Annotated in this window: 12 protein-coding genes; 10 read left to right on the forward strand and 2 right to left on the reverse strand. The window is 70.6% G+C overall.

The annotated features are described in order from the left end of the window. The first annotated feature begins 7 nt into the window (after positions 1-7). From ACOGI9_RS12985 to ACOGI9_RS12995, 3 genes are read left to right on the forward strand one after another with little or no spacing between them, the layout of a single operon-like run. Positions 8-700, forward strand: coding sequence for a YIP1 family protein (locus ACOGI9_RS12985; RefSeq protein ID WP_419857535.1), 693 nt, complete (start codon positions 8-10; stop codon positions 698-700). Next, positions 697-1,416, forward strand: a complete 720-nt coding sequence (locus ACOGI9_RS12990; RefSeq protein ID WP_419857536.1) for an NUDIX hydrolase — start codon at positions 697-699, stop codon at positions 1,414-1,416. The genes ACOGI9_RS12985 and ACOGI9_RS12990 overlap by 4 nt, the downstream gene beginning before the upstream one ends. Beyond that, positions 1,413-2,222, forward strand: coding sequence for an MBL fold metallo-hydrolase (locus tag ACOGI9_RS12995; protein ID WP_419857537.1), 810 nt, complete (start codon positions 1,413-1,415; stop codon positions 2,220-2,222). Before ACOGI9_RS12990 ends, ACOGI9_RS12995 begins: the two co-directional genes overlap by 4 nt. On the opposite strand, the gene ACOGI9_RS13000 is transcribed toward ACOGI9_RS12995, so the two are convergent. After that, complete coding sequence (locus ACOGI9_RS13000) at positions 2,180-3,217, reverse strand: A/G-specific adenine glycosylase (RefSeq protein ID WP_419857538.1); 1,038 nt, start codon at positions 3,215-3,217, stop codon at positions 2,180-2,182. The genes ACOGI9_RS12995 and ACOGI9_RS13000 overlap by 43 nt on opposite strands. 16 nt (positions 3,218-3,233) lie before the next feature. Next, complete coding sequence (dapF, locus tag ACOGI9_RS13005) at positions 3,234-4,037, reverse strand: diaminopimelate epimerase (RefSeq protein ID WP_419857539.1); 804 nt, start codon at positions 4,035-4,037, stop codon at positions 3,234-3,236. Positions 4,038-4,414: 377 nt separating this feature from the next. Here dapF and ACOGI9_RS13010 point away from each other — a divergent pair, with 377 nt between their 5' ends. From ACOGI9_RS13010 to ACOGI9_RS13040, 7 genes are all read left to right on the forward strand, one after another. Further along, positions 4,415-5,092 (forward strand): DUF1707 SHOCT-like domain-containing protein, encoded by a 678-nt coding sequence (locus ACOGI9_RS13010; protein ID WP_419857540.1) that lies wholly within the window; start codon positions 4,415-4,417, stop codon positions 5,090-5,092. Positions 5,093-5,197: 105 nt separating this feature from the next. Next, positions 5,198-5,599, forward strand: a complete 402-nt coding sequence (gene gcvH, locus ACOGI9_RS13015) for a glycine cleavage system protein GcvH (protein ID WP_419857541.1) — start codon at positions 5,198-5,200, stop codon at positions 5,597-5,599. Positions 5,600-5,615: 16 nt separating this feature from the next. Continuing rightward, positions 5,616-8,513 carry an aminomethyl-transferring glycine dehydrogenase gene (gene gcvP / locus ACOGI9_RS13020; RefSeq protein WP_419857542.1) on the forward strand — a complete coding sequence of 966 codons (2,898 nt, stop codon included), beginning with the start codon at positions 5,616-5,618 and terminating at the stop codon, positions 8,511-8,513. A gap of 26 nt (positions 8,514-8,539) precedes the next feature. After that, positions 8,540-9,232, forward strand: a complete 693-nt coding sequence (locus ACOGI9_RS13025; protein WP_419857543.1) for a metal-dependent hydrolase — start codon at positions 8,540-8,542, stop codon at positions 9,230-9,232. Positions 9,233-9,291: 59 nt separating this feature from the next. Then, a complete protein-coding gene (locus ACOGI9_RS13030) occupies positions 9,292-10,113 on the forward strand; it encodes a lipoyl protein ligase domain-containing protein (protein ID WP_419857544.1) in 822 nt (273 codons plus the stop codon). Positions 10,114-10,244: 131 nt separating this feature from the next. Next, the gene (locus ACOGI9_RS13035; RefSeq protein WP_419857545.1) at positions 10,245-10,919 is read left to right on the forward strand and encodes a MotA/TolQ/ExbB proton channel family protein; all 675 of its coding nucleotides are present in this window, start codon (positions 10,245-10,247) and stop codon (positions 10,917-10,919) included. A 219-nt stretch (positions 10,920-11,138) separates the two neighbouring features. Then, positions 11,139-13,493 (forward strand): transglycosylase SLT domain-containing protein, encoded by a 2,355-nt coding sequence (locus tag ACOGI9_RS13040; protein WP_419857546.1) that lies wholly within the window; start codon positions 11,139-11,141, stop codon positions 13,491-13,493. Positions 13,494-13,541 lie beyond the last annotated feature (48 nt).

The raw sequence follows: 13,541 nt of genomic DNA on the forward strand, positions 1-13,541 counted from the left end.
AGAGGATGTGGCGATAGCCGACCAGGAGCGGGCCGGTAGCGACGAAGGCATGGGAGAAGTCAACCTGCCCGCATGGGAGGATCCGGCGGTATCCTTCCCGCTCAACCTGGTCGAGACGTGGCGCCGGAGCGTGTTCGAGCCCGGCGCCTTCTTCGCCGACGGGCCCTTCGAGCACGCCGCGGTGCGCCCGGTCCTCTACTATCTGGTGATCAGCGTTCTCACAGCCGCGCTCTCGCTGACCTGGGGTGCGTTGCTGCCGGCGACGCAAGCGGGCTTCGTCGAGACGCTCGCCGAGATCATGAACGTCGCCCTGCCGGCAGGGGCGGAAACAGCCGGCGCCATCGGCAGGCTCGCGGACTTCTTCCTCGCCCCCTTCTGGGCGGTGCTGTACCTCATCATCGCGAGCCTGGTCCTCCATGTGTTCGTGCTGGTGCTGGTCCCCCGGCGTCGAAGCATCACGGCAACCGTTCGCACCATCTGCTATGCCTGCGGCCCCGGCGTGTTCGCCATCGTCCCGTTCATCGGCGGCTGGGTGGCGGGCATCTGGGGAATCGTGCTGACCGTGATCGGCCTGCGGGAAGCGCACCGGACCACGACCGGAAGAGCCTTCGCGGCATGGCTGCTTGCGGCCGCCCTGCCGATCGCCTTCGTCCTGCTGGGGATCCTGCTCGTCATCGCCCGCGTGGCAAGCGGAGTTTGATTCCACGGCCTGCCGCCACGGTCGTCGTCGCGACCCAGGCGCGCACCGGGCTGGATTTCCTCCTGCTTCAGCGCCCCGCCGACGCCAGGTTCGGAGCCGGGGCATGGGCGTTTCCGGGAGGAGCGATCGACGCGGATGACGCCCACGCGACCTGGGCGGACCGTCTCCCGGGCGTAGGTGAATCCGCGGCGTGCGTGGCGGCGCTGCGGGAACTGTTCGAGGAGACGGGCATCGTGCCGGCGCCGCGGGGCCGCGTCGGATCGGACGCGCTCGCCGGGGCTCGCCGGGCGTTGCTCGCGGAGAGCATCCCCTTCTCGCAGGTGGCGGAGCGGCTCGAACTCGACTTTTCGTCCGCGCGCATGGCGTACTTCGCACGCTGGATCACACCGCGCGGTGCGGCGCTGCGGTTCGACACCCGTTTCTTCCTCCTCTCGCTGGAGGAGCGGCCGCGTCGCGTGCGTCTCACGCCGGAACACGAGGCGGCCATCTGGACGACGCCCACCGCGGCCCTCCGACGCTTCTCCGCCGGCCGGCTGCCCATGATGTTCCCGACGGCAAGGACGATCGAGCGCCTCGCCGGCTTCCGGTCGGTCGAGGAGGCCATGGCGGCGCTGAGCGATGTGCAGGTGGAACCCGCGCTGGTCCGGCTCGGCGTCGGCGAGGATGGGGTGACGCCGCTCGCGCCCGGGGACCCGGGATACGACGAAGTCCGGTGACCGCCGGCGTCGCGTCCCGGAAGCACGTCTCCCGGCCCGGCCCGGGCGTGACCGCGGTTCGCGCGGACAACCCGGGCCCACTCACCCTGACGGGGACGCAGACCTACGTGATCGGGACCGGGCCGCTGATCGTTCTCGACCCCGGACCGCACGACGAAGCGCACCTCGGCCGCGTCGATGACGTGATCGCCGGAAGGCCCGTGGCGGCCGTCTGTCTGACGCATGCGCACGCGGACCACTCGGCGGCCGCGGCGGACGCCGCCGCCCGCTGGGGAGAACTCCGCGCCTCGGCCGCCACCCTCGACCGCGTGGGGTCGGCGGGCCGCGCGCTGGCGGATGACGAAGCGCTGGAGCCCGGAGAGGGGTTCCGCCTGAGGGCGATCGCGACGCCCGGTCATTCCGCCGACCACCTCTGCTACCTGCTCGAACGCTCGCGCACCCTCTTTACGGGCGACCTCGTGCTCGGAGAAGGGAGTACCATGATCGCGCACCCGGACGGGTCCGTGGGGGCCTACCTCGCGAGTCTCGCGCGCCTCGCGGCCCTCCGTCCCGAACGCCTGCTGCCGGGACACGGCTCCCCGGTCGAGGACGCGCTCGCACGCCTCGAAGAATGCCGCGCGCACCGGCTCCGACGCGTGGCGTCGGTCCGGCGGGCGCTGGAGGCCGGCGCCCGGACTCCGGAAGGGATCCGGGCCGCGGTCTACGGGGATCTTCCCGTCTCGCACCACGCGGCGGCGGACCTCACGATCCGCGCCTACCTCGCCTATCTCGGAGAGACGTCCTCGTCGATCAGCCGTCGGAGATAGGCGGGAAACGCGAGATCGCCGAACTCCCCGGCGCCCACCCAGCGATGCCGCCGCCGCTCGACCTCACCGGATCGCCAACAGGCCCAGTGCACCGCGAGCCGCAGACGGAAGTGGCTGAACGTGTGCCGCAGGACGCGAATCTCCTCACCCACCCGACAGTCGAGGCCGAACCGTTCCCGGAGGGCGCTCGTGAGCGCCGCCGCGGGCGGAGTCGGCGAGGACAGCCGGACGGAGGGGAAATCCCACAGGCCGCCGAGGAGCCCGTCCGACGGCCGCCGCAGCACCAGCACCCGTCGGCCGCGGCGGACCACGGCCGCCGCCTCGACCCGCTCGGGGGATCGAGCGCGCCTCTTCAGCGGCGGCCGCTGCCCGACCGTGCCCCGAAGCCGCGCCAGACACCGATTCGATAGCGGGCACGCTCCGCACCGCGGACGGCGCGGCGTACAGACCGTGCTCCCGAGGTCCATCAGCGCCTGGTTCACATCGCCCGGCCGCTCCGGGGCTTCGCCGAGAAGGGTTCGCGCGGCCCGGTCGAGCTCGGAGGGAGAGGCCGTCTCGAGATCGCCCAGGCGCGACAGAACGCGGCGGGCGTTCCCATCGACCGCGGGTTCCGGCAGCCCGAAGGCGACGCTGGCGACGGCGCCCGCCGTATACGGGCCCACCCCCGGGAGGGTCCGCAGCTCCGACACCGCCCCCGGGATCCGGCCGCCGTACTCCGACACCACGCGCCGCGCCGCCCGCCGCAGGTTGCGGGCCCGCGCGTAGTACCCCAATCCCTCCCAGAGGCCGAGGACCTCGTCCTCCTCCGCTTCCGCGAGCGTCCGAACGTCGGGAAAGCGATCCATGAACCGCCGATGGTACGGCGCCGCCGTCTCCACGCGCGTCTGCTGCGTCATGACTTCGGCCACGAGGATCGCGTAGGGGTCCCGCTCTCCGCGCCAGGCGACGACGTCCCGCCGCCGCGCGTCGAACCATTCCAGCAGCGGCGCCGCCACCGCGGACGCCCCGGGGTCAGCGCGCGGCTTCGGGGAAGACGCCATCGAAGATGAACACCGCCGGGCCGCTGAGCCGGATCCGCCCCGCCTCGAGGAACTCCACCGTCAACGCGGCCCCGGACCGCACGAGGAACTCGACCCGGTCCCCCGCCTCGCCCGCGGCCCGGAGCGCGAACGCGGCCGCCATGCAGCCGCTGCCGCAGGCGAGCGTCTCCCCCTCCACGCCCCGTTCGAAGGTGCGGATGAGCACCGTCCCTCCGTCGCGGGCGACAAGGTGCACGTTCGCCCCTCCCGGACCGAGATCCTCCCGCCACCGCAGGGGTCGGCAGAGGTCGTCGAAGTCCTCCACGTCCACGGACCGGACGGGGATCACGAGGTGCCCCGTCCCCATCCGCACCAGCCAGGCGTCCCGTTCCCGCCCCTTCCCGGTTCCGAGGGCCGCACGCAACTCGCGTTCCACGCGGGCGTCGAGCGCATATTCCAGCGCCACGCCGTCCTCGCGCACCCGCGCCAGGATCTCACCGTCGTCCGTCACGAGGATGTGATCGGGAGGTACGAGCCCCCGGTCCACCGCGTAGCGCGCCGCGCAGCGCGACCCGTTCCCGCAGGTGGAAAACTCGGAGCCGTCGCGATTGAAGAACCGGAGGCGGACGACCTCTTCGCTCAGGCTCCGGACCGTAATCAACCCGTCCACGCCGACGCCCGTCGCGCGGGGACACAACGCGGCGGCCAGGGCCCCCGCATCCCGGAGCCCCAGTTCTTCGCCGCGGACGATCACGAAGTCGTTGCCGGCTCCGGTGTATTTGCTGAATAACGACATTTTCAGAGCAGAGGGGGGATGAAAAGGAAGCCGGCCGCGAGCGTGAAGCCCGCGGCCGGCTCTTGTCTCAACCGAAACCTGACTCGACGCGACGCCGGCGAGGCACCGCAGCTTTCAGGTCGGCGCATGTCTCGAGCGCCACCGGTTCAGGACCGGTTACGCAGCCTCGAGGCGATCGCTTGCCCGTGCCGAGTCAGACCCGGTTCTACATCCTGCAGACACTAGATCACCTCCTTCCAAGGGGTTCACCGATAGGGCACGAAAACACCTGCTGTGCGCCATGATGCCGTGCGCTCGCCCGTGCGGCAAGTTTTGCCGCGGCCTGCCGGCCCCGTCACCTTGCGTGAGAATCATGCCGGCCAGACGGCGAGGAGGAGATGAAGGACAGCGAAAAGAGGGCGTTGTCGCCGGAGGAGCGGCAGGCGACGGTGGACCGTCTCTGCGCGCATTTCGCGCGCGACGCCATGAACACCACGGAACTGGAACGCCGCCTGGATATCGCGTACGCCGCGCGCACCCGGGCGGAACTCGTCGCGCTCGAGCGAGACCTCCCGTCACTCCGGGGCGAAACCCGCCCGGCAGCCCCCGAGCCTCCGCCGACCGCCTCCGTGCCGGTGGATCCGGCGCGACCCGTCCAGGAGCACGACCTCATCGTATCGATCTGGGGGGCGACCGAGCGCAAGGGCAGTTGGGTGCCTCCCCGCCAGCTCACCGCCGTCACCGTGATGGGGGGTACGGATCTCGATTTTCGGCAGGCGGCATTCGCGACCGAGACGGTTTCGGTCCGGCTCCTCGCGCTCATGGGAGGCGTCGACATCGTCGTCCCTCCCGGGGTCCGCGTCGAGTGGGGCGGCATCGCGCTGATGGGGGGCGTCACGATGCCCGAACCCGTCACGCCCCCGGCCCAGGACGCTCCCGTCATCCGCCTCAGCGGTCTCGTTTGCATGGGCGGGGTCGACGTCGTCGAGCGGCACCCGGGCGAGAGCGCGCGGGAGGCGCGGAAGCGGATCAGAAAGGATCGCAAAGCCCGGCGAAGACTCGCTTCGGGCGACTAGTGTCGACCCTGGCGCGGAGTTGCTTGACGCCCGGCTCGCGGCTCGGATATAGTCTCCACCGCCGCCACCCCAGAGACGCTCGATCCGAAGCAAGGCAAGGTACGCATGTCGGACATTCCGGAAGACCTCAGATACACGCCCGAGCACGAATACGTGCGGGAAACCGATGTCGACGGCGAGGTCTTGATCGGGATCACGGACTACGCCCAGGGCGAACTGGGCGATGTGGTCTACGTCGAACTCCCCGCGCCCGGCGACGAGTTCGGCCAGATGGAGGCCTTCGGCACCGTCGAGGCCGTGAAGACCGTCTCCGAACTCTTCTGTCCCGCGGCGGGCGCGATCGTGGCCGTGAACGACGCGCTGGAGGCCGACCCCGGTCTCGTCAACAGCGATCCCTACGGTGAAGGATGGATGATCCGGCTCGAGCTGGAAGCGCCCGAGGACTTCAACGACCTCCTCACCGCCGAACAATACGCCGCTCTCGTCGCCGACGCGGACGAGATCTGACGGCCCGCTCCTGAACATGCAGTTCGAGATGGAGCCGTTCGGCGAGTTCGCCGGGCGCCACACAGGACTGGCGCCCTCGGATATCGGTCCGATGCTGGAGGTGACCGGCGCGAAGAGCCTGGGCGAACTCGTTGACGAGACCGTTCCGGAGCCGATCCGCCTGCGTCGCGACCTCGACCTTCCGGAAGCGATCACCGAGAGAAGGCTCCTCGATCGCGCGGCGGAACTCGCCAGCCTCAACCGCCCCTTCCGTTCCTATCTCGGCCTGGGGTACCACGGGACCCTGACACCCGGCGTCATCCTCCGGAACATCATGGAGAACCCCGGCTGGTATACACAGTATACGCCCTATCAGGCCGAGATCTCGCAGGGGCGCCTCGAGGCGCTGCTCAACTTCCAGACGATGGTCATCGACCTCACGGGGCTTCCGATCGCGAACGCCTCGCTCCTGGACGAGGGAACCGCCGCGGCGGAGGCGATGCTCATGCTCTGGGGCAGCAGGGGGAGCGACGAACGGAACGTCTTCCTCGTCTCCGAGGCCTGCCACCCCCAGACCGTCGCTGTAGTCCACGGCCGCGCCCGGCCGCTCGGCATCCAGGTCCGGCTCTTCCAGCACGGCGACATCGCGGCGCACGATCCGGACGACGCCTTCGGCGCGCTCCTGCAGTACCCGACCACCGAAGGCGCCGTCCTCGACTATCGGGGGCTCTGCGACGCGCTTCACGAGCACGGCGCCGGAGTCGTGGTCGCGGCGGATCTGCTCGCCCTCGCCCTGCTCGTGCCGCCGGGCGAGTTCGGCGCGGACATCGCCGTCGGCAACTCCCAGCGGTTCGGCGTACCCATGGGCTACGGCGGACCGCACGCCGCCTACATCGCGGCCACCGACGCGTTCAAGCGCAAGATGCCGGGGCGGATCATCGGGGTCTCGGTCGACGCGGACGGGAACCCGGCGCTCCGCATGGCCCTGCAGACGCGCGAGCAGCACATCCGGCGGGAGAAGGCGACCTCGAACATCTGCACGGCCCAGGTGCTGCTCGCGATCATGGCCGGGATGTACGCCGTGTATCACGGTCCGGAGGGCATCCGCGCCATCGCGACCCGCGTCCGCAAGTTGACGTGGACCCTCGCCCGCGGACTCGAGCGGCTCGGGCACACGATCGTTCACGAGCAGTTCTTCGACACCCTGCAGGTCATCCCCTCGGGCTTCACCTCCGCCGACATTCTCGCCAGGGCGCGCGAACGCGGCATCAACCTGCGGGACTTCGAGGATGGGACCGTCGGGATCGCGCTCGACGAGACGGTGCGCGGCGAGGATCTCGATGACCTGTTCGCCGTCTTCGGGAGCGAGGGCGGGCCGCAACTCGGCGCCGGAGACGTCGCCGCGGACATTCCGGAACCCGTCTATCCCGCGGAACTCGCGCGCACCTCGGACTACCTCGAGCACCCGGTCTTCAACCGGTACCATTCCGAGACCGAGATGCTGCGCTACATCCATCGGCTCGAAACCCGCGACCTGTCGCTGAACACGAGCATGATCCCGCTCGGATCCTGCACGATGAAGCTCAACGCGACCTCCGAGATGATCCCCGTCACCTGGCCGGAGTTCGGGTCGCTGCACCCGTTCGCCCCCGTGGACCAGGCCGAGGGTTATCGGCGCCTGTTCGACGAGCTGGAGCGGTGGCTGTGCGAGATCAGCGGACTGCCCGCCTGCTCGCTGCAGCCGAACTCCGGGGCGCAGGGCGAATACACCGGCCTGCTCGTGATCGCGGCCCGACACGAGGACCGGGGCGAGGGACACCGGGACGTGTGCCTCATCCCGTCGTCGGCGCACGGGACGAACCCCGCGAGCGCGGTCATGGCCGGGATGAAGGTCGTGGTCGTCCGCTGCGACGAGAACGGGAACATCGACGTCGAGGATCTGCGCGCCAAGGCGGAGAAACACGCCGACCGGCTCGCGGCGACGATGATCACCTATCCCTCCACCCACGGCGTGTTCGAGTCGGCGATCCGCGAGGTGACGGACATCGTCCACGAACACGGCGGACTCGTGTACCTCGATGGCGCCAACCTCAACGCCCAGGTCGGACTCTGCCGGCCGGGGGACTACGGCGCCGACGTCATCCACATCAACCTCCACAAGACGTTCGCCATCCCGCACGGAGGCGGTGGCCCCGGGATGGGTCCGATCTGCGTCACGGACGAACTCGCGCCCTACCTGCCGGGACACCCGCTCCTCGATGTCGGTGGCGACGCCGCGATCCCGCCGGTCTCCGCGGCGCCTTGGGGGAGCGCTTCGATTCTGCTCATCTCGTGGGCCTACATCGCCATGCTCGGCCGCGACGGCGTGCGCGCGGCGACGGAGGCGGCCGTCCTCAACGCGAACTACATGGCCAGCCTTCTCAGCGAGCACTTCGACGTCCTCTACCGGGGCGAGCACGGGCGCGTCGCGCACGAGTTCATCCTCGATCTGCGTCCGCTCAGGCGGGGGACGGGCGTGACGGACGAGGATGTCGCGAAGCGGCTCATGGACTACGGATTCCACGCGCCCACGATGTCCTTCCCGGTCGCGGGAACCATCATGATCGAGCCCACGGAGAGCGAGTCGAAGCGGGAACTGGACCGGCTCGTCCACGCCCTGGTCTCGATTCGCGAGGAGATTCGGAGGATCGCGGAGGGGACGCTGGATGCGAAGGACAATCCGCTGAAGAACGCGCCCCACACCGCGGAGATGGTCACGGACGATGCATGGGACCACGCCTACACGCGGCGGGAAGCCGCCTGGCCGGCGCCTTCGACCCGGGAGTGGAAGTTCTGGCCGCCCGTGCGCCGCGTGAACAACGCGTACGGCGACCGGAACCTCATCTGCGCGTGTCCGCCGATCGAGAGCTACGAGGCCGCCGAAACAGCGGAGTAGGACAACAGGATCCAGGAGGGAAGCGAATGGCGCGACTCGTCTTTCACGGCCAGAGCTGCTACGAGATCGAAACGGCGGACGGCACGCGGATCCTCATCGACCCGTTTCTGACCGGGAATCCCGTGGCGGTCGTCGGACCGGAGCACTTCACGGACCGCCTCGACTATCTCCTCCTCACGCACGGGCACGGCGACCACATCGCGGACGCCTGGGACATCCTCGAGGCGACGGACGCGACGCTCATCGCCACGTACGAGATCGTGTCGTACGCCGGGGAGGTGCAGGGGCACGCGAACGCCCACCCCATGCACATCGGCGGCGCCCACGAGTTCCCGTTCGGGCGCGTCAAGCTCACCGTGGCCCTCCACGGCGGGAAGATCGACGCGCCGGGCGCGGAGGCGTACACGACGACGCCCGCCGGCATCCTCCTCACCGTGGACGGCACGCGCGTCTACCACGCCGGAGATACGGGGCTCACGCGCGACATGGAGCTTCTGAACGGGGAGGTGGATGTGGCGCTGGTGCCGATCGGCGACAACTTCACGATGGGCCCCGAGGACGCCGCGCGCGCGATCGAGATGATCGAGCCCCGCATCGCCGTTCCGAACCACTACGGCACATGGGAATTGATCGACGTCGATCCGGCCCGCTTCGTGGACGCCGTGGGCGACACCGCCGAGGTCGTGATCCTCCAGCCCGGAGAGGCTCTGGAGTTGTGACCGCGCGGGGCGCCCCTGCCCGGCCCCGGGGATCTCCGTGCGTCGTACTCCCCTACGCCGTGGCGGACGGCGCCCGCAACATGGCCGTGGACGAGGCGATGCTCGAACTCGCCGCGGGCGGTTCGACGCTCCTCCGGTTTTACGGCTGGGACCCCTGGTGCCTGTCGCTCGGGCGGCATCAGGAGGCGCCGGACCGGCTGCTCGGGCGCTCTCCCGAGGACCTCCGCCCCGGCGTCGACGCCGTTCGGCGGCCGACGGGCGGCCGATCCGTCTTTCACGGACCCGAGATTACGTACGCCTTCTCGTGTCCGGCGCGGGCGTGGGGCGGGCCCCGGGCCGTGCTGCAAGCCGTGCACCGTGCACTGGCCGAGGGGCTGTGCGCCCTGGGCGTCCCGCTCGACGCGGTTCGGGCCGACGATGCGGAGGCGAGTGTCGCCGAGGCCGCCCGCATCTCCGCCGCGAGCTGCTTTCGCGATCCCGCCCCGGAAGAACTCACCGCGCGCGGCCGCAAGCTCGTGGGCAGCGCCCAGTGCCGCCGCCACGGGGGCCTGCTTCAGCACGGGTCCATCCTCCTGGAGGACAGGCAGCGCCTCGGCGACCTGGACGGACGCGATGTCGGGCCGCATGAGCGCGCCGAGGCCGAGGTCTCCGGGAAGGGACCCGCGATCGGCCTGAACGAGTTGCTCGACCCGCTGCCCGACGGCCGCCTCATCGTCGAGCGCCTCGCGGACCACGTGGCCCGCGCGTTCGGTGCGCCCGCCGCGCCCGCCGCCGCCTCGGCGAACCCTTCGGCCGCGATCGCGACCTCCACGGCTCTGATCCGCCTGGCGACACGCTACGAGCGCGTCCACCGCTCCGGCGCCTGGCTCTGGCGCCGGTAGCGGTCCCGTTCTGCCGCTTGACGGTCCCGCAGACCGCTTCTAGCTTGGTTCCGCTCGTACTCGGGCGCATCCGCGCCGGACGTTGCGAGTCAGTCAATCGATGAACCTTACCGCTTACCGGGAGGACCACCTTGATCGCGTCCAAACTCTGGTTGCAGGAGACACTGACGCTGGGTGAGGGTCAGACGCTCAATCTGGCGGAGATCTGGGAGGCCGGGGGTTGGATGATGTGGCCGCTGGGGGCCGCGCTCGCCATTGGAGTCCTCATCATCCTCTGGAAGCTCGTCGACCTGCAGTTGAAGGGCGGCAAGAACAAGACCGTTCTCCGGGAAGCCGACGAACAGATCGCCGCCGGTAACCTCGATGAGGCGCTCGAAGTCTGCACAGAGTCCGGCGCTCCGGCGGGGAACGTCCTCAGCGCGGGGCTCTCGCGCTACAACGAAGGGACCGACCGCGCGACGCAGGCGGTGGAGAACGCCGGCGCCATCGAAGTCGCGGGGCTCGAGAAGGGTCTCGTGTGGCTGGCGACGCTGTCGAACGTCGCTCCGCTCCTCGGCTTCCTCGGGACCGTGATCGGGATGATCATGGCCTTCCAGGCCATCGAGATCGCGGGCGAGGTGGAAGCCACGCTGGTCGCCGGCGGGATCAAGGTGGCGCTCATCACGACCGCCACGGGTCTCACGATCGCGATTCCGATCAACATCTTCCACAACTACTTCGTGACGAAGATCGACCGCCTCGTCATCGACATGGAAGAGAGCGCCCAGCGTCTCATCGACGCGCTGCACGAGCGCGCGGCCGGCTAGAAGAAGGGAAAAGCCGGTCGCCGGGGCGTTCCCGGCGCGCACGAGGGGTTCCGAACAAGCGGCCCGCCATCCCGGCGGGCCGTTTTTCGTGTGGAGGCCGGGGGCCTTCCGCTTGCATCGAGGGCACCGGAGCGTCGAAGTTCGGTGTCGGGCCGCAGGCCAGCAGTGCCGGGCCCCGGCGCGAAATGGGGTGGGGACGACGTGGAAGGAGGCCTTCCTGTGCATGTTCAGCGGCGAATCCGGCGCCTCGTGCGCATCCACCGGGTACGCGGTCCCTGGCTGGGGTCGCTACTGACGCTGGTCCTGGCGTCCGCGCTCGCCGCGCAGGCCGGGAACACGGCACGCACGCCCGGCCCCGATGTGCTGGAACGGGCGCGGCACCTTCTCGATGCCCGGATGCCGGTCTCGGCATCGGCTCTCCTGGCGCCCGCGCTCGCCGCGGGCGAGTTGGAGGGCGACGAGGCCGTGCTGCTGGCGGCACGGGCCCTCGCGGATCAGCGGGCATGGGCTTCCGTGCTGGGCCTCCTCTCGGAGCGTGACGGCTCGACGCCGGCCGCGCGGTCGCAGGCCACGCTCCTCCTGGCGCGGGCGTACGCGGGGCTCGACAGCCTGACCCGGTCCGCGGCGCACTACCGCGCGTATCTGGACGGGATCGACGGGACGCCTCCGCTCCGTGCGCGGGTCGAGTTCGCCCGCGTGTCCTACCGGCGCTACCAGTGGTACGAAGCGCGGGACCAGCTCGCGCTCGCGGAGGGCGAACACCCGGAACTCGCTCCGTGGTTGCGGCTCTCGCGCCTCTACGCCGTGGCGGAGGCCGAGGACCGAGACGCCTTCGCCCTCGCCGATTCGATCGTGCGCGAGGCCCGCGTGCCGGCGGATTCCGCGCTCCTCCCGGCAGCCCGCCTGGCGTTCGAGCTGGAGGATCCCGAACGGGGGGCCGCGCTCGCGAGCCGCGGCGGCCAGGGCGTCCGGAACGTCCTCGCCGCCCGGCACCTCGGACCGCACTACCTGGCGACCGGGGACTCCGCCTCGGCCGCGTCGGCCTTCGCGGATGCGATCAGGAGAGGCCTCCAGACGCCGGAGACGGGACCCGCCCTCCTCGCACTCACGCGATCCTGGCGGACGCTGCGCGATGTCGGGCGCTCGGACACCCGCGCCGGGCGTCACTCGCGCGGCGCCGGCTACCTGGCGGAGGCGCTGGAACTCGCACCGGCGGCCGAACGCCCGGGCATCGCCGAATCCCTCGCATCGGCGTACATGGCGCTGGGCGCTCCCGGGCGGGCGGCGGAGGCGCTGGCCCCGTGGACCGGGGACCCCGCTTCCGTCACCGCGCCCCGCGCGTCGCTGTGGATGCTCGCCGCCAGCATCTACCGCGCGCTCGGGCGCCACGGCGACGCCGAGGAGGCGCACGAGACGGCCGCCCGGGGCTCGGGCGATGTCGCCGCCCGCGCCGCCTACCTCCTGCCGGACCTCGAGCACGATGCCGGTCGCCCCGACATCGCCGCGGAGGGCTTCGAACGCTCGTACCGCGCGTTCCCGGGAGCGAGCTACGGGATGCGGTCGCTGGAACGGCTCGCTCTCCTCGCGTACCACGAGGGCCGTTACGAGGAGGCGCGCTCGCTTCTGGCCGAATACCGCGAGCGCTACCCGGAGGGCGAGTGGATCCAGGGAGCGATCTACTGGGGCGGCAAGGTCGCGGAAGCGCTGGACGACACCCAGGGCGCGAGCGCCTTCTACGCCCGCGCCCTCAGGTACAACCCGCTCGACTACTACGCCATCCTCGCGGAGCCGCGCACCGGCACGGATCGCCTGGCCGCGGTCGGACTCGGGGACGCCGAGCCGTTGCCCGACCTCGATCCCATCCACGCGGCCGCGCTCCGGCGCATGAACGAGTTGCGAGAGGTCGGGTGGCCCGAACGCGCGCGCCGGGAATACCGACGCGCCAGCGCGCGCGGACCGTCGACCTACGGCGCGATCCTTGCCTTCGCGCACGCCCTGAACGCGGCGGAATGGACGCGGGAGGGGATTCGCGAGGGGTGGAGGGCGCAGGCGATTCGCGGCCGCTGGACCCGCCCGCTCCTCGAAGCGATCTATCCGCTGCCCTTCCGCGAGGCCCTCGTCGCCGCGGCCGAGCGGAACGGACTCCCGCCGCACTTCGTCGCCGGCCTCTCGCGTCGCGAGTCGATGTTCGACCCGGAGATCCGTTCCGTCGCCAATGCCATCGGTCTCATGCAACTCCTGCCGGAGACGGCCCGCAACGTCTCGTCCCGCGCCGGACTCGCAGGCTATCGCCGTCACCAGCTCACGGTCCCGCAGGTCAACCTGATGCTCGGGACCCGGTACCTGGCGGAAGTTCTCGGCCGCTTCGACGGCTTCGATATCGCGGGGATGATCTCGTACAACGCCGGCCCCCATCGCTACACGCGCTGGCGCGACTTCCCGGAGTTCTCGGACGAGGAACAACTGGTCGAGCGGATCCCCTACCGGGAGACGCGCGAGTACGTCCGGGCGGTCACGGAACTGGCCGAAATCTACCGCTTGCTGTACCCGGACCTGGGCGTTCCGAACCCCTGATACGGTCGTTCCCGATGGCGTGTTGACGGGTCCAAATTGCTCGCATAG

Origin of the sequence: Candidatus Palauibacter irciniicola (genome assembly GCF_965208695.1) — a bacterium.
In the GTDB taxonomy this organism is placed as follows: domain Bacteria; phylum Gemmatimonadota; class Gemmatimonadetes; order Palauibacterales; family Palauibacteraceae; genus Palauibacter; species Palauibacter irciniicola.

Coding starts and splice junctions, on each gene's coding strand:
- gcvH (WP_419857541.1), top strand. CDS start 5,198: ATGTCGGACATTCCGGAAGACCTCAGATACACGCCCGAGCACGAATAC.
- gcvP (WP_419857542.1), top strand. CDS start 5,616: ATGCAGTTCGAGATGGAGCCGTTCGGCGAGTTCGCCGGGCGCCACACA.
- ACOGI9_RS13010 (WP_419857540.1), top strand. CDS start 4,415: ATGAAGGACAGCGAAAAGAGGGCGTTGTCGCCGGAGGAGCGGCAGGCG.
- ACOGI9_RS13025 (WP_419857543.1), top strand. CDS start 8,540: ATGGCGCGACTCGTCTTTCACGGCCAGAGCTGCTACGAGATCGAAACG.
- dapF (WP_419857539.1), bottom strand. CDS start 4,037: ATGTCGTTATTCAGCAAATACACCGGAGCCGGCAACGACTTCGTGATC.